The 15680-nt window shown below is 62.5% G+C and carries 13 protein-coding genes; 4 read left to right on the forward strand and 9 right to left on the reverse strand.

From position 1 onward, the window contains the following. Positions 1 to 396 precede the first annotated feature (396 nt). Positions 397 to 1053, forward strand: coding sequence for a hypothetical protein (locus NL528_RS16305; protein WP_309183697.1), 657 nt, complete (start codon positions 397 to 399; stop codon positions 1051 to 1053). A gap of 548 nt (positions 1054 to 1601) precedes the next feature. Here the strand turns inward: NL528_RS16305 and NL528_RS16310 are convergent. Next, positions 1602 to 4928, reverse strand: coding sequence for an AAA family ATPase (locus NL528_RS16310; protein WP_309183698.1), 3327 nt, complete (start codon positions 4926 to 4928; stop codon positions 1602 to 1604). A 478-nt stretch (positions 4929 to 5406) separates the two neighbouring features. Here NL528_RS16310 and NL528_RS16315 point away from each other — a divergent pair, with 478 nt between their 5' ends. Continuing rightward, on the forward strand, positions 5407 to 5757 hold the full coding sequence (locus NL528_RS16315; RefSeq protein WP_309184923.1) for a hypothetical protein: 351 nt from the start codon (positions 5407 to 5409) through the stop codon (positions 5755 to 5757). A 101-nt stretch (positions 5758 to 5858) separates the two neighbouring features. On the opposite strand, the gene NL528_RS16320 is transcribed toward NL528_RS16315, so the two are convergent. Next, the gene (locus tag NL528_RS16320; RefSeq protein WP_309183699.1) at positions 5859 to 6485 is read right to left on the reverse strand and encodes a hypothetical protein; all 627 of its coding nucleotides are present in this window, start codon (positions 6483 to 6485) and stop codon (positions 5859 to 5861) included. A gap of 211 nt (positions 6486 to 6696) precedes the next feature. Between NL528_RS16320 and NL528_RS16325 the strand changes: the two genes are divergently transcribed. Both NL528_RS16325 and alkB read left to right on the forward strand, forming a co-directional pair. Further along, positions 6697 to 7428, forward strand: a complete 732-nt coding sequence (locus tag NL528_RS16325) for a 2OG-Fe(II) oxygenase (RefSeq protein WP_309183700.1) — start codon at positions 6697 to 6699, stop codon at positions 7426 to 7428. 12 nt (positions 7429 to 7440) lie between these two features. Beyond that, the gene (alkB, locus tag NL528_RS16330) at positions 7441 to 8094 is read left to right on the forward strand and encodes a DNA oxidative demethylase AlkB (protein ID WP_309184924.1); all 654 of its coding nucleotides are present in this window, start codon (positions 7441 to 7443) and stop codon (positions 8092 to 8094) included. A gap of 374 nt (positions 8095 to 8468) precedes the next feature. On the opposite strand, the gene NL528_RS16335 is transcribed toward alkB, so the two are convergent. The 7 genes from NL528_RS16335 to hpaH form a co-directional block, all read right to left on the reverse strand. After that, on the reverse strand, positions 8469 to 10094 hold the full coding sequence (locus NL528_RS16335) for a thiamine pyrophosphate-dependent enzyme (protein WP_309183702.1): 1626 nt from the start codon (positions 10092 to 10094) through the stop codon (positions 8469 to 8471). Between the two features lie 30 nt (positions 10095 to 10124). Next, positions 10125 to 10994, reverse strand: a complete 870-nt coding sequence (locus tag NL528_RS16340) for a fumarylacetoacetate hydrolase family protein (RefSeq protein WP_309183703.1) — start codon at positions 10992 to 10994, stop codon at positions 10125 to 10127. A 12-nt stretch (positions 10995 to 11006) separates the two neighbouring features. Beyond that, positions 11007 to 11756 carry a substrate-binding domain-containing protein gene (locus tag NL528_RS16345; protein ID WP_309183704.1) on the reverse strand — a complete coding sequence of 250 codons (750 nt, stop codon included), beginning with the start codon at positions 11754 to 11756 and terminating at the stop codon, positions 11007 to 11009. Between the two features lie 32 nt (positions 11757 to 11788). After that, positions 11789 to 12772, reverse strand: a complete 984-nt coding sequence (gene hpaD, locus NL528_RS16350) for a 3,4-dihydroxyphenylacetate 2,3-dioxygenase (RefSeq protein WP_309183706.1) — start codon at positions 12770 to 12772, stop codon at positions 11789 to 11791. A gap of 128 nt (positions 12773 to 12900) precedes the next feature. Continuing rightward, positions 12901 to 14436: a 5-carboxymethyl-2-hydroxymuconate semialdehyde dehydrogenase gene (gene hpaE, locus NL528_RS16355; RefSeq protein WP_309183707.1), complete on the reverse strand. Its 1536-nt coding sequence runs from the start codon at positions 14434 to 14436 to the stop codon at positions 12901 to 12903. Beyond that, positions 14429 to 14827: a 5-carboxymethyl-2-hydroxymuconate Delta-isomerase gene (locus NL528_RS16360; RefSeq protein ID WP_309183708.1), complete on the reverse strand. Its 399-nt coding sequence runs from the start codon at positions 14825 to 14827 to the stop codon at positions 14429 to 14431. The genes hpaE and NL528_RS16360 overlap by 8 nt, the downstream gene beginning before the upstream one ends. A 33-nt stretch (positions 14828 to 14860) precedes the next feature. After that, complete coding sequence (hpaH, locus tag NL528_RS16365; protein WP_309183710.1) at positions 14861 to 15667, reverse strand: 2-oxo-hept-4-ene-1,7-dioate hydratase; 807 nt, start codon at positions 15665 to 15667, stop codon at positions 14861 to 14863. Positions 15668 to 15680 lie beyond the last annotated feature (13 nt).

Raw genomic sequence — 15680 nt, forward strand, 5'->3', positions numbered from 1 at the left:
ATCCCAGGCCTCAACTCGCTTTAAGGGACAGCGTAGAAAAACTTGTCGGAACGTCGCAGACAGCGGGCGTTTCGCATCGCTGGAGGACGATCATACGATATGGCCGCCGTATCGTGGCACGGACAGGGTGATGGAGCGTTGGTCCGCTCATGTCTCTTCATGGCACCTTTGATTATGCCCGCCTGTCCTGAAAATGTCCGTTCACCGGGGTAGACCGAAAGTCGCCGGTGCTCGATCAAAACGACGCTTTTGACCCACTTCGGACATTAGCCGTCGGGCGCAGAACAATTAAATGGCCGTCCCATCCGCGTGCGATGTTTGCATTTCCGTTTCCAGCAGGGAGCCGGATGTGGCATCATTAAATGACCAAGCTCCGACGGATCGGCAGTAAGAGCGATGGGTCAGCAGGAGAGACACTCTCTGAACCTCATTGGCTTTGCCTTACCTGTTGCCGCTGCGTGGATGGGCTCGGCCTTCTGCGCGGCGCTCGGTCTGGCGGCTCTGGCGCTTGCAACACTGGGACCGGGAGAGCACGGCACCATCTTGGCACTAAAGGTAACCGCGCGGTTCTCGTTCCTGTTGTTTTGGCTGGCTTATGCCGCCGGAGCGATGACGACTTTATTCGGACCAGCTTTCGAGCCCCTTAAACGGCGCGGGCGTGAGTTTGGCCTCGCCTTTGCTTCAGCGCACCTAGTGCACCTCGGGCTTGTCGCGTGGCTCACTTACATTGGCCACGCGCCAGCTCGCGGGGTATTTCTCTTTTTTGGAGTCGCCGCCCTGTGGACCTACCTTCTTGCGTTGTTCTCGATCCCTCGTCTGCAAAAAGCGCTGGGGTCAAAGGGCTGGTGGTTCTTACGCGCGGTCGGGCTCAATTACATAGCCTATGCTTTTGCGACGGATTTTTTGGGATACCCGCAATTTGGCAGTTTCAAGTATTTGGTAGGATACTTGCCTTTTGCCGCTCTTTCAGTCGTCGGACCACTGTTATGTCTTGCCGCATTCGTGCAACGCGCTGCATGGTTGCGGAAAACTTCTTCAAGACAAACCGGCTGATGGTCGTGCGGCATTCACCTGGGACCATTTTGAGGACGCGTTCGCACCTTGGCTACAATGATCGTACTTCCGGTTCTGGCACCAAACGGACCAGCCCGACCGGTCTGATAATGTCCCTTGTTTGGGGTAAACCGGATGTGGCAGAGCTCGTAGCTCTTAGGGCGGAATAGCGTCAGCGTATTCCGCCGATTCACTTGCCTTTCGGAGCCATACGCTGACGCTATTGCGCCCTGCGAACTGGAATGGGCCGGATAGCGGGCATGTTGCAGGCATGGCAACAACGACGCGAATGATAGACGCACTTCGCTGGGAGGGCACAGCGCGACCGGCTGTGCCCTCCCGCGCAGGGCATCATTTCCTGTCAGTCAGCTGAAGAGCCGTGTTCCACGCGTGCAGCGTGTCCTGCACGGTGTATGTGATATGTCGCATTCCATCCTCACACTCTGCGCGGGCGGCGACGAGCTGCAAATGACACTTGATGAGATCATCGACCAAAGTGCGTAAAGCCCTGGAGTGCAGCTATCCCGCCACGCAAGAGGTGAACTGCATCAGGTCAGCTCTTCGAGCAGCGCCCTGGCGTCCCGCAGGACCGGCGTGTCGAAGCCTTCGGTGAACGAGCCATACCCCAGCGCGAGGAGGTCACGAGCTTCCGTGCACTTGCCTTGATCGCGCCACAGGCGGGCGAGGCTGGTCGTAGCGCGCAGCCCAAATGTCTTCGCGCTCTGGCGCTCCGCCACAGCGAGCGCTCGATGATAACTCTGCTCGGCAGCGGCTTGGTCGCCTCGCGCATTCATCATATCGCCTCGAAGTCGATGCAGCTCGACCTCACCGGACCGCTCGTGGGTCGTCTCGATGAGCTGCGCAGCCTCGACGAGGCAATTCTGTCCCTCCTGCAGATGCCCGACCTTGGCGTGAGCCTCGGCGAGAAAGCAGAGCGCGCGCGGCGTGTGCACGACGGCTCCGGCACCACGAAGCACCGAGAGCCCCTTCGCGAGCATCGCGAGGCCATCCTGCGCCTGTCCAAGTGCTGTCAATGAGCGACCATGCTGGAGAAGTCCGAGGCCCAACCAGAGTGGAAAACCGTGCTCGTTCGAGAGAGCGACCAGCTCTTCCGCGTGCCGCCGTGCGTCCTGCGGCAAGCCGGCGGCCGCCTCCACCGCACATACCTTGCTCAACACAAAGGCCACCGTAAACGGATGGTCGAGCCCGCGGGCTTCCGACAACGCCTCGTCCACGCGCGCGCGTCCCTGATCGATGTGGCCCAGAAGCGCCAATGTCAACGCCAGGTGACCCAGGCTCGCGGCGTACGGATCGGCCACCGCTATGGCGGCGCAAATCGCGCGAGCGGCCGGATCTTTCAGGCCATCACACAGCTCGAGAAGGGCGCGCGCTGTCACAAACTCCCCGCGAAAGTAGCAACTGGCGCCGTGGATATAGTGACCCAGCAGCAGAGCGACCTGATCTTTTCTAGTCTCGCCAAATTTCTCCATCTGCTCGGCAAGGGACACCGCCAGTTCGTGCTCGGACCGAACCATATGGAAACCCCATTGGGAATAGAGCAGCGGAACGAGACGATCCGGCCGATCGAACCGCTCAGCAAGTGCTCGCGCCCTGACAAGCGTATCGCCCACCACCGGCGCCGAATACCCTCGAGCTGCCATCAGCGCCCGCCCGAGGGCAATTTGCAGGTCGAGTTCGTGCTGCACGGGCCGGGACTCCTCGGGCATGTTCGCCAGCAATTCCAGGCCCTTCTGCAACTGTGCCACCGCTTCTGTCATCGCCGACCGCGCGACCGCCTGCTGGCCGGCCTTGAGCCGGTAGCCGACCGCCTTCTCGTTGAAACCGGCCTCGGCACAATGGTGGGCCATGAGTTGCGGCTGAGCGGCCACGATTTCAGGGAACTGGCTTTCCAGCGTCGTCGCAACGCGGGCATGGATCTGCTGGCGTCGACCGCGCAACAGGGTGCTATAGACTGCGTCCTGCACCAGCGCGTGCTTGAAAGTGTACTCTGCATCGGGTGGGGTGCCCCGCTGGAAGACCAATTCGGCGCCTACGAGCTGCGCCAAGGCCCCGTCCACCTGGTGCTGCGGCACAGCCGCGACGGCGCTGATCAGCTCATGCGAGAACGACCGTCCGAGGGCCGCACCGATCTGCGCCATCTCGCGCACGGGTGCCAGGCGATCGAGCCGTGCCAGGAGCGAGGCCTGGAGCGAGGTAGGGATGGCAACCTGAAGCACGGGCCCTCTCGCATCAAAGCGGTCGCCCGCGTCGGTCAGCATGCCGCTCTCGATCACCGCCTTGGTCAATTCCTCGATGAACAGCGGTACGCCATCGGTCCGATCGATGATATGTTCGGCGATCTCCTGGGGCAACGCTTTGCCGCCGGTCACCCGCATGACCATCTCGGCGCGCTGTCGACGCGGCAGACGACCGAGGCTGATCTGTGTCACGTGCGAGCGCCCGATCCAGGCCGGCGCGAACTCTGGCCGGAAGGTGATGACCAACAAGGCCGGGAGGGTGGCCACCCGGTCGACGATGAGGTCCAACAGGTCGAGCGAGGTGGGGTCGATCCAGTGCACATCCTCGAACATCATCAGCACGGGCCGACGCGCCGCCAGTCCCTCGAGCTGGGCCAGGAGGGCCCGAAGCGTATTCTCCTTGCGCTTCTGTGGTGTGAGGCTGAGCGGTGGATAGCGATTGCCGATCGGCACGGACAGCAGGTCCGCGATCAGAGGGACGGCCTCGCTGAGGTCAACGTTTGCCTCCGCGAGCAACGCTTCGAGCTTGTCCAACCGCTGCTGGTCCGTATCGTCACGCCGGAATCCCGCTGCCCGCTCGAGCTGTGAGATGGTCGGGAAAAGCGCGCTGTCCTGATGGTGCGGCGAGCAGAAACGGCGCAAGCGGATGTGTGGATCATCGCTCAGCCGCTCCACCGCGGTCTCGGCGAGGCGCGATTTGCCGATGCCGGGCTCACCCGATATCAGCACGACCGAGCCATCGCCGCGTTTTATCTGCTGCCAGCGGCACATCAGCAGCTCGATCTCTTCATCGCGGCCAAGCAGTGGCGTTCTGGCTACGCGCAAGGCCTCGAAGCGGCTATCGACCGCGCTTGCGCCCATGACTCGCCAGACCGGCACCGGGTCGCTGAAGCCTCTGATGGACACGGTCCCGAGAGCGAGATACTCGAAGAGTCCCGCGACGAGGCGGCGGGTGCTGCCGTCGATGACCACCGTGTCCGGCTCGGCCAGGGCCTGAAGCCGCGAGGCCAGATTGGGGGTCTCACCGACCACCTCATGCTGCTGGGACGCGCCATCCCCGATGAGATCGCCGACGATCACCAACCCGGTGGCAATGCCAACTCGCACTCGCAATTTTGCCCCCGGACCGACATCGAGTCCTGCCACGGCCGCGACCAATGCCAGCCCGGCGCATACCGCGCGCTCAGCATCGTCCTCATCCGCCCGCGGATAGCCGAAATATGCGAGCACGCCGTCGCCCATGTATCTGGCAACGAACCCGCCAAATTTCTCGATCTGCTCGGCGCAGCAGCGATGGTACGCGCCCATGATTTCCTGCAAGTCCTCAGGGTCGAGCCTTGTCGAGAGCGCTGTCGAACCAACAAGATCAGCGAACATCAGCGTGAGATGACGTCTCTCGGCCGCGGTCCGAGGAGCAGGCGCGAGTCTCGGTCCGGCCTCATCAAATTCCGCAATCGCGCGCAATATTCTCCTGCGATGGCCGAGCGATACACCGATTTTTTCGAGGTCATGGTCGGTCAGATCGCGCAGAACGCTTGGATCAATGTCGTTCTCGGCAAAGCGCTGCGCGTATTGCCCGAGGCCAAGTGTGTTGAGCCAGTCCGCAATCTGCTGCATGGCGGCCCCCACTGTCTTTGTGCGGCCTAAGCGAACCTTGGTGACTACGGAGACTATCACTTTCTTTTGTGGATGGCACGTACGGTCGTTGGGACGTCTGTTGGCCCCTCGATGCAGCCGAGTTGGCTCAACGCGACCAACGGACACCGTGAAGCTGCGACCCGCCACTCAATCGCGGTAGCGGAAGCAGGGTCGCCGAGAGGTCCGCCTGTCATCCAGTTCGAACCGCCAGCTGCGGCTCCCCGGAAATGTCCGTTCATGGCACCAACCGGACCTCCGGAGAGATCCGAAGTTTCGATCGCTAACGGAGGTAAACCGGACATCGCGGGGATAGCCCAATTTGGGTCAAAATCGGTCTGATTGCCAAAAAACTGAACACTTTCCGGGCGCCGTTTATGCCAAGATAAACGCGCTCAAAAGGCCGCCCGCGACCGTGCGCCGCTTTTGACAGTAACCCCAGCGGAGATCGATCTTGAATCTGACGGACGAGGACAGCCCGATCGACGAGATTTCACGGATCGAAGCGCGGATCGAGGAGCTTGCCGACGTCGCCGAGCGATGCCGGAAGATCATTCTGGTTTCCAAGGCGGCCATCGCCGGCGGCGTCACATTGCTGCTCGTTGTGATGCTCGGCCTGGTCGGATCCAATCAGGTCACCGCTATCGGATCGATTGCTGTGGTGCTGGGCGGAACCGTGTCGCTCGGATCGAACGTCAGTACCTTGCGACAGACGATGGCCGCCATGACCGCCGCCGAGGTGCTCCGTTCAGAATTGATCGGCAGGATCGACCTTCGAGTAGTTGGTGACAGCACGATGAAACGGATTTGACGTATTGGCTCGTGCGGGCAGGCGTGCCAAAGCCGAAGCCATGTTCGCCTGGGAAGATCGCGCCGGCCGATGCGCGACGAAGAACGCGATTTGCGTCATCCTCAACCGTCGTCTGGCGGTTCCTCATCAGTCGAAACCTGGAGTAAGTCGCCGGATGGACCCAAATAAAAGGTAGCGAAAAAAGTGCCCCCGGCTTCAACTGTCGATTCCCAAAATGCCGTTCCTTCATATCCGTATGGTTGTGCGTTTCGCACAAAGGCCCGGACCGTTGTGTGAGGGGTACCCGAAATAGACTGACCCGCACGTCGTTCGACGGACCGCAGGACAGCATCTATCTTCGTCTGGACATCCGCGGGTACCGCGCGCAGGACCGACGAGCTAAATCCCACGGAGCCACCTTCAAACAAGGCGAGGGTCGATTTGATGAACTTGAGCTGGCTTTTCGGCGGCAACTTCGCAAACTTGTCCGCGGTCTCGATACCCTTGATCGCGGCGGCACCGATCGCAGCCTTATCTTCCGGGCTGGAAAAAATGTCGGGATGAATTTCGTTTCCTCCAAAGGTGGTCAATGCTTCCAACAGCAGAGAACGCGCTCTAATCGGGATGAAGCCGTTCTCGTCGGCCGCCGCGAGCATATCGACGACTTCCTGGTGGGTTATCTTTACCGTATCACTTGCATGGCTCCCGGTGTGGTCCCGGATAATTTTCAAAATTTGTGCGATGCTCATGGCTGCTCCGTGGCCAAGATTGTTAAATTGACCGGAGTATACCTAAAGTTACAGGTTATGCGAACCAAAGCGGACCTTCGCCAACGCCCCGCTGCCCATCCTGCGGGTTGCGCGCTGCGGCGAATTTCGCGAAGTCTTTCAACTTTGACGATCGGAAATCGGGTGGCCTGCTGCAGAAAAGCTTGCGAAACTGCCGCCCATGAAAGCGAACATGAAAAACCAGATTGCGCCGGCATCCGACATCGCCGCCCGCGTCGAGGCCCTCGATTGGGCGCAGGCGACCGCCGATCTCGACGCGCAAGGCTGCGCCGTCCTCAAGGGGTTGCTCTCGCCTGAGGAATGCGACGCCCTCGCATCGCTGTATCCCGATGACAAACACTTCCGCAGCCGGATCGTCATGGGCCGCCATGGCTTTGGCCGCGGCGAATACAAATACTTCGCCTATCCACTGCCCGACCTGATCGCGGAGCTGCGGCCGGCGCTGTATACGCAACTCACCGGCATCGCCAATCGCTGGAACGAGACCATGGGGATCGATATCCGTTATCCCCCGACGTACGAAGCATTCCTCAAGCGCTGCCACGACGCCGGACAGACCCGGCCAACACCGCTGCTGCTGCAATATGGCGCCGGGGACTATAATTGCCTGCATCAGGATCTCTATGGCGAGCATGTATTCCCGCTGCAGGTCGCGATCCTGTTGTCGGAACCGGGCCGTGATTTCACCGGCGGCGAATTCGTGCTCACGGAACAACGGCCGCGCATGCAGTCGCGGCCCGAGGTGGTGCCGCTTAAGCAAGGCGACGCGGTGGCTTTTGCTGTGCATCACAGGCCGGTGCAGGGGACGCGCGGCTTCTACCGGGTTAATCTGCGCCATGGCGTCAGCCAAATCCGCTCCGGCCACCGTCATACCGTCGGCGTGATCTTTCATGATGCGAAGTGAGTGCGATCCACTTTGACTGCGGACCTGTTCGAAGCCGTGCCCGATGTGCGCCCGTCGCGGGAAGTGATGGCGGATGGCGCTGTGCTGCTGCGCGGCTTCGCCAAGCCCATCGAAGCCAATCTGCTCTCGACGTTGCGCGAGATCGTCGCCCAGGCGCCGTTCCGGCATATGTTCACGCCCGGCGGCCACCGGATGTCGGTGGCGATGACGAATTGCGGTAATTTCGGCTGGGTCACCGATCGCAGCGGCTACCGATATGACGGTATCGATCCCGATTCCGGAAAACCATGGCCGGCGATGCCGCCGGCCTTTCGCGAACTGGCGTTGCGTGCGGCGGCCGCTGGGGGGTTCGATGGCTTTACGCCGGATGCCTGCCTGATCAACCGCTACGAGCCCGGCGCGCGGATGTCCCTGCATCAGGACAAGGACGAGAACGATTTCGGCGCGCCGATCGTCTCGGTGTCGCTGGGCCTGCCCGCGATCTTCCTGTTCGGCGGCATCAAACGCAGCGACAAGCCGCGTCGGTTTCGGCTGGAACATGCCGACATCGCGGTATGGGGCGGGCCATCGCGCCTGTTCTTCCACGGTGTCGCGCCGCTGGCCGATGGCGAACACGCCGTGCTGGGCCGCCAGCGCGTCAATCTGACCTTTCGCAAGGCGCGCTAACGTGCGCGCTTTTTTCCTTCTCCCCTTGTGGGAGAAGGTGATCCTCGCGAAGCGAGGAGCGGATGAGGGGTCTCTCACCGCGCATTCGGTGTTCGCGGAGACAGACCCTCACTCGTCCGCGCTGCTTCGCATCGCGTCCACCGTCTTCCACAAGGGGAGAGGGAAGGAAGGTCGTCTTCCCATTCGAGTTTCGTCTGGTCTATGCTGGCGGGGCCGCGAGCCCGCCGCGTCGCGGGCGCAGCGGAGTATGTTGATGCGCCGGGTGTAATTCTCCTCATCCTGAGGAGCGGCCTTCAGGCCGCGTTTCGAAGGATGGGGCCCGGGCTTCATGGTTCGAGACGCTCTGAAGAAGCGCCTCCTCACCATGAGGACAGCTACGGCTTCGCCGGGTGAATGAACGCCCACGGGCTGACTTCGGAATCGGTCGGCACCTCCACCGAGATCACGTAAGGCCCGCCATCGGCCAGCGCTTTTTCCAAAGCGGTGCGGAAATGATCCGGCGAGGTGACGCGGGCAGCGCCGACGCCAAAGGATTCGGCAAGCTTGACGAAATCCGGATTGACGAGGTCGGACGCCACCACGCGGCCGTCAAAGCGCTCGCGCTGATCGCGCCGCACATTGCCGTAGGCGTTGTTGTTGAAGATCAGCGTCACCACGGCGATCTTGAACTGCGCGGCGGTCGAGAGTTCCTGCACGCCGAACATGAAGCCGCCGTCGCCGGTGATGGCGACCACCGGCCGGTCCGGATTGGCGACCTTGGCGCCGAGCGCCGTGGGAAAGCCGGAGCCGAGCGTGCCCTGATAGCCCGAGGTGATGAAGGTGCGCGGCTCGTAGATCGGAAAACCGTACCAGGAGGCGAAGCCTACCTGCGACAGTTCGTCGGTGACGATGGCGTTCGCGGGCAGCACCTCGCGCAGGATGTTCAGGTAAGCCATCTGCGGCTGGACTTTCTGGATTTCCTGATGCGCCGCGGCTGTGGCTTCACGGATCGCCGCACGCCGGCCGTTGGTCCTGCTGTAGCCGGCCTTTTTCACCGCGGCGACCAGGTCGCTGGTGCCTGCCCTGGAATCCGCGATCACGGCGGTATCCGGCGTGAACCGCCGCATCTCTACGGGATCGATATCGATGCGAACGGATTTCAGCCCCTCGGGCCGGAACGGCCAGCGCGTCATTGTCGGCAATTCCAGCCGGGTGCCGATCCCGATCATGAGATCGGTTTTTGGCCAGAGCTTGTAGGCCGCTGCCATCGTCAACCCGAGTTCATGGGCGTTACTGACAATGCCGCGGCCGCTGCGGAACGCGACCACCGGCGCGTCGATCATCTCGGCCAGTTCGAGAGTTTCCTCACGCGCGTGGATGGCGCCGCTGCCGACGAAGATCATCGGCGTCTTGCTGCCCTTGATCAGCGCCGCAGCCGCCTTGATCCGGTCCGGATCGGGCTGCGGGGCGGGCAAGGGATCGAACACTTTTGCGGGGCCGACTTGCGCGCGCTGGGTGAACACGTCCCAGGGCATTTCCAGCGACACCGGTCCGCGTCGGCCCGACAGCATCTCCTGGAACGCGCGCGAGACCATGGCGGGCGCGATATCCGGATATTCGATGCGGTCGGCCCATTTCACAAAAGTGCGCAGCGTCGCCAGCTGATCCGGCATCTCGTGCAGATGGCCGCGGCCCTTGCCCAGAAATTGCGTCGGCACCTGGCCGGTCAGGCACAGCACCGGCTCGTTCGATCCGAATGCGGTGAGCAGCGCCGCACCGGCGTTGAGCACGCCGGGGCCGGGCACCACGCTGAACACGCCGGGTTTGCCGGACGATCGCGCATAGCCATAGGCCATGTAGCCGCAGGCCTGCTCATGCCGCGCGCCGATCACCTTCAGCTGCGCCTGATGGAAGGCGTCGAACAGGCCGTAGATCTGCGCGCCGGGCAGGCCGAACACGGTGTCGACGCCATGCGCGACGAGGCCATTGACGATCGCTTCGCCGCCGGAAGTTGAAGTCATGTTACTGTCCACTCGTTCGAGAGATTTTTATCAGGCTTCGTCGGCGACGCCGTTGCGTAAGGTGCCGACGCCTTCGGCTTCGACCTCGACGACGTCGCCGGGCTTGAGGTAGCGCGGCGGGTCGAACCGCGCGCCGGCGCCGGTCGGTGTTCCCGTGACGATGACGTCGCCGGGCGCCAGCGTCGTGAAGGTCGAGATGTAGTTGATGAGATAGCGGAAGCCGAAGATCAGCCGGCCGGTGCGGTCATCTTGCCGGGTCTCGCCATTGACGCGCGTGGTCAGGCGAACATCGGCGATCTGCGACTCGCTGCTGTAGGGGACCAGCCACGGCCCGAGGCTGCCGGTGGAATCAAAGTTCTTGCCCTGCGTGACGTTGAATTTCGCGTGCCGCACCCAGTCGCGGATGGTGCCTTCATTGCACAGCGTGACCGCGGCGATGTGATCCAGTGCCGCGCTCTCCTGAATGTGACGGCCGGCCTTGCCTATGACCAGCACCAGTTCGCCCTCGTAATCGAGCTGCGGCGACGCGCGCGGCCGGACCAGCGGCGTGTCGTGCCCGACAAAGGAGCGCGGCGTGCGCAGGAACATGCTCGGATATTTCGGGGCGTCCGTGCCGTCTTTATATTCGGCGTTACGGTCGGGATAATTGACGCCGATGCAAATGATCTTTTCCGGCGCGGGGATCGGCGGCTGCCAGATGATCGCATCGAGCGCATGGTCCGGCGAATGCCGCGCGGCATCCTCGGCCAGTTTCGAAAGCGCACCGGCGGCGATGGCTTCGCGCAGCGTCGGATAGTCGTTTCCGAAGCGCGCGGACAGATCGACGATGCCGTTGTCGGTCACCGCGCCATATCGGGTGACGCCGCCGACGGTGTAGGTTGCGAGACGATGTGCGGTCATGAAAGTTCCTGTTCAACCCGGATTCATTCCGGCGGCCTTGATCGCGGCCGCCGTTGCGGGGGTGCGTAAGTAGTCGATCAGCGCCCTGGCCGCGTCAGCTTCCTTGCTGTCGGCAGCGATGGCGGCGGTGAACACCAGTTCCTGCTGCAGCTCGGCCGGGAAGGGGCCGGCGAGCTCGACGCCGGGCGCGATCAACACATTGGTGAGGAACACGCCAAGCTCGACCTCGCCCTTGGCGATGGCCGGCGCGATTTGCGGCGGCCCGGCCTGCGCCCTGGTCCTGGCTTTCATCTCCTCGCCGATGCCGAGGCGCTCGAACACTTTTGTCACGTACGCGCCGGCGGCGCTGGCCGGCACGAACGCGATCGATGACGCGCTGAGCAGAGTCTTTTTCAACGCATCGGGTGTGGAGACGTCAGGTTTTGGTGCGCCGGCGCGGACGGCGACGCCGTAACCGACGCGTGCGATGTCGATGGTCGGTCCGGCCGCGAAATGAGTTTTCGCTTCAGCATTTTTGAACACATCGATCGGCACCACAACAAGATCGAACGGCGTTCCCGAGTTGATCCGGGTGATGATGTTGGGCGTGGAGTCGAAGTGGATTGAAAGCTTGTGCCCGCTGGCCTTCTCGAAGGGCGGGCCGAGTGCATTCAGCAAGCTGGTGATGGAGCCGCCGGCGATGATTTTCAGTTCACTGGCCATGGCGGCCGCCGACAGCAGCGACAAGCCCAATGCGACGGCGATAGTCAGCGGCTTGCTCATGATATCCTCGTTGTGACCGGACCCGACGCACCCTAGTCCCCGATCGTGACGTCGGCGACAAAGGCCGGCTCGCGCACCTTTTGGCCTGCGAAGGGCGAGCCCTGCTCGAACCAGGAGCGTGGTGCCGGCGCCCCCCACAGCGTTTGCCGCCGTGGGTCCTTCAACGACCAGCGCAGCGGCTCATGGTCATGATCGCCGGTGAAATAATCGCTGGTGTAGAGTTCGAGACGGTGACCGTCGGGATCCCTGACATACAGGAAGAATGCATTCGAGATGCCATGACGGCCGGGCCCGCGCTCGATGTTATTGAGGAAGCCGCTGGAGGCCATGACGTCGCAGAGATGCAGGATGTTCATCGCCGTCGGCACCCAGTAGGCAAAATGGTGCAGGCGAGGGCCCTTGCCGTTGGTGATGGCGAAATCATGCACATTGCCCTTGCGGTGCATCCAGGCCGCCGCAATGCGCCCGTTCGGCCCGTCTTCCTCGCCATATTCGGTCAGCCGAAAACCCAGCCGCGCGTAGAAGTCGACGGTGTTCTGAACCTCGGCGGCGAAGACGTTGAAATGGTCGAGCCGCTGCGGGTGGCAGCCCTTGTAGAGGTCGTAGCGCCTGAGCAGATGCGGGCGCTTGTCCATCGATGCATACAACTCGATCTGGAAGCCGAAGGGATCGGTGAATTGCAGCGTGCGGCCCTGGAACGGCTGCTCGGTGAAGGCGTAGGCGATGCCGTTCTCGGAAAAGAAGCTGGCTGCCTTGTCGAGATCGCCGTCATTGCCGACCTTGAAGCCCAGGCGATTGCAGGCCGCCACCGGCGCTTTGCGCAAGACGAGCGAGTGATGCTGATGCTCCTCGCTGCCGCGCAGATACACCGCCTTGTCGTCAGAGTCCTCGACATGGAGGCCGACGGTTTTTTCATAGAAGGCGCGGCTGGCGCGGAGATCGGTCACGTCGAGCACGGCGTGGCTGGAGCGGATGATGTTGAATGGCGGATCGAAGATGTGCTTTGGAACGGGCATGCTGTTTCCCTATTGAGTTCGTCATTCCGGGATGCGCCCCCTTGGCGCAGGCCTGGAATCCATACGCACGATCGTGGTTATTGATTCCGGGCTCGTCGCTGCGCTCCGCCCCGGAATGACGACTGTTGTTAAATCCCCAGTCTCTGAATCTTGTGCGTCCCGCGCGCGAGCGAGACGTGTTTGGTTTCCATGTAGAAGTCGAACGAATAGTCGCCGCCGTCGCGGCCGATACCGGATGATTTCATGCCGCCGAACGGGGTCGGCAGATGGCGGACGTTTTCGGAATTGAGCCAGATCATGCCGGCCTCCAGCGCATCCGCGACGCGCAGCGCGCGGCCCATGTCGCCGGTCCAGACGTAGCCGGTCAGGCCATATTGCACGCCGTTGGCGATCTCGATCGCGTCGTTCTCGTCGCGGAAGGGGATCACGGTCAGGAACGGCCCGAACACTTCCTCCTGCGCCACCCGCATTTTCGAATGCGCTGACGTGACCAGTGTCGGCTGCACATAATGTCCGCCGCCGGGACCGTCATGCGGTTGGCCGCCGACCGCAATGGTGGCGCCGTCCTTGCGCGCGACGTCGAAATAGCTGCAGACCTTTGCCAGATGCCGCTCGTGGATCAGCGGCCCGATCTCGGTGACGGGATCGAGCGGATGCCCCACCTTGAGCGCCTTCACCCGCGCGGTGAGTTTTTCGATGAACTTTTCGGCGATGCCTTGCTGGACCAGCAGCCGGCTCGACGAGGTGCAGCGCTCGCCATTGAGCGAGTAAATCATGAACACGACCGCATCGAGCGCGCGATCCAGATCGGCATCGTCGAACACGATCACCGGGTTCTTGCCGCCGAGTTCAAAATGCACGCGCTTCAGCGTCGGCGCGCCCTGCGCCATGATCGCCGATCCCGTCGAACTTTCGCCGACGAAGCCGATCGCCTTGATCGCGGGATGTTCGGTCAGCGCCTTGCCGGCTTCCTCGCCGATGCCGTGCACCGTATTGAGCACGCCGTCAGGCACGCCGGCCTGCTTTACCAGTTTCGCCAGCAGGTCGGCCGTCACCGGCGACCATTCGGCCGGCTTGTGTACGACGGTGCAGCCGGCCGCGAGCGCTGGCGCAATCTTCCAGGTCGACAGCATGAACGGCGTGTTCCACGGCGTGATCACGCCGACCGGGCCGATCGGCACCCGGGTCGAGATATTCCAGTGCTCTTCGCTCGGCGTGTTGAGGCCGTCGCGCGCTTCGGCGCACTTGTCGGCGAAAAAGCGGAAATTTTCGGCCGCCCGGACCGCGGCCTTGGCCATGAAGCGATGGGCCTGGCCGGTATCGATGCATTCGAGCACGGCGATATCGTCGGCGCGGTCCTCGATCGCGTCGGCCACCCGGTGCAGCAATTTCTTGCGCATGGTCGCCGGCATATCGCGCCAGGCCTTGAAGGCCAGCGCCGCCGCCGTGGCGGCGCGGTCGATGTCTTCGGCATTGCCGCGGGCGACGGAGGCCAGCAACGCGCCATCGACCGGCGATCTGGTCTCAAAGGTCTGGCCGGAGATCGACGGCACGATCTTGCCGTCGATCATGTGCCCGATGCCCTCGGCCTTCAATTTGGCGAGCAGCGGGGCTGCGCGGTCGCGGTTGGCCTGAAACACATCTTTCGGCGCGATCTTATCCATGGACTTTCTCCACTTTCAGGGCTTCGTGGATGTTGTTGCGCTTCCAGCTGGTTTCCTTGTCGTTGATCTGCATGTCGAACGACAGCGCGAATTTGCTGTTGGCAAAGACTGGATCAAGATGGGCCGACAGCGCCTTAAAGATGTGTTCGCCGGCCTTCTTGCGGGTCGCGAGATCGCGCCCCTCGCCAAGCCGCAGTACCATGTCGAGAAAGCCCAGGTTTTTCTGGCCATCGGCGATCGCATAATGTTCGCATTTGACAGCACGCACGCGGATGCCGCCGAGCGGGAAGATGCCGGTTTCGACCGCGGCCTTGCGCACCAGTTCGACGACGTTGCCCATATCGACGAGGGCATCGAGATTGGCGGAATATTCGATCGTGAAATGGGGCATGGCCGGCTCACTCCTGCAATTGGTCTGAAACCATCAAGCGAAGTAACAGCTCACCGAGCCGCAGGGACCATAATCGGCCTGGATCGTGTCGCCTTTGCGGGTCTCGATCGGGCGGATGAAGGATCCCGCCAGCACCACCTGACCCGCTTCGAGCGCCAGTCCGTTCGGCGCGATCTTGTTGGCAAGCCAGGCTACGCTGGTCGCGGGATGATTGAGCACGCCGGCGGCAAGCCCGGTTTCTTCCAACTGGCCGTTGCGGAAACAAAGCGCGCCGATCCAGCGCAAATCGGCATCCATCGGCCGTATCGGGCGGCCGCCGAGCACGATGCCGGCATTCGCGGCGTTGTCGGCGATGGTGTCGAAGATCTTTCGGGTCGCTTTGGTCTCTCGGTCGACCCGCTCGATCCGCGTATCGAGGATTTCCAGCGCGGGCACCACGAAGTCGGTGGCGTTGAGGACGTCGAACATGGTGCAGTCCGGCCCCGCCAGCCGCGTCTTCATGACGAAGGCAAGCTCCGCTTCGACGCGCGTCGCGATAAAGCGATCGGTCGGGACCAGCCCGCCATCGGCAAAGAACATGTCGTCGAGCAGGATGCCGGAATCCGGTTCGTCGATATTGAGCGCGCTCTGCATCGCCTTCGAGGTCAGGCCGATCTTGTGGCCTTTGACGACGCGGCCCTGCGCCACCTTCATCTCGATCCACGCCTTCTGGATCGCGTAGGCGTCGGCGATATCGACGCCGGGATGCTCCAGCGAAATCTGCCGGATCTGTGTCCGGGTTTTCTCCGCGTGATCGAGCCGTTCGGCGGCGCTGCGGATTTCGTCTTTGGAGAGGGCCATGGGCGACACGCAA

The organism is Bradyrhizobium sp. Ash2021, assembly GCF_031202265.1.
Taxonomy (GTDB): Bacteria; Pseudomonadota; Alphaproteobacteria; order Rhizobiales; family Xanthobacteraceae; genus Bradyrhizobium.

Coding starts and splice junctions, on each gene's coding strand:
- NL528_RS16320 (WP_309183699.1), bottom strand. CDS start 6,485: ATGAGCATCGCACAAATTTTGAAAATTATCCGGGACCACACCGGGAGC.
- NL528_RS16325 (WP_309183700.1), top strand. CDS start 6,697: ATGAAAAACCAGATTGCGCCGGCATCCGACATCGCCGCCCGCGTCGAG.
- NL528_RS16345 (WP_309183704.1), bottom strand. CDS start 11,756: ATGAGCAAGCCGCTGACTATCGCCGTCGCATTGGGCTTGTCGCTGCTG.
- NL528_RS16305 (WP_309183697.1), top strand. CDS start 397: ATGGGTCAGCAGGAGAGACACTCTCTGAACCTCATTGGCTTTGCCTTA.
- NL528_RS16340 (WP_309183703.1), bottom strand. CDS start 10,994: ATGACCGCACATCGTCTCGCAACCTACACCGTCGGCGGCGTCACCCGA.
- hpaD (WP_309183706.1), bottom strand. CDS start 12,772: ATGCCCGTTCCAAAGCACATCTTCGATCCGCCATTCAACATCATCCGC.
- NL528_RS16335 (WP_309183702.1), bottom strand. CDS start 10,094: ATGACTTCAACTTCCGGCGGCGAAGCGATCGTCAATGGCCTCGTCGCG.
- hpaE (WP_309183707.1), bottom strand. CDS start 14,436: ATGGATAAGATCGCGCCGAAAGATGTGTTTCAGGCCAACCGCGACCGC.
- NL528_RS16310 (WP_309183698.1), bottom strand. CDS start 4,928: ATGCAGCAGATTGCGGACTGGCTCAACACACTTGGCCTCGGGCAATAC.
- hpaH (WP_309183710.1), bottom strand. CDS start 15,667: ATGGCCCTCTCCAAAGACGAAATCCGCAGCGCCGCCGAACGGCTCGAT.
- NL528_RS16360 (WP_309183708.1), bottom strand. CDS start 14,827: ATGCCCCATTTCACGATCGAATATTCCGCCAATCTCGATGCCCTCGTC.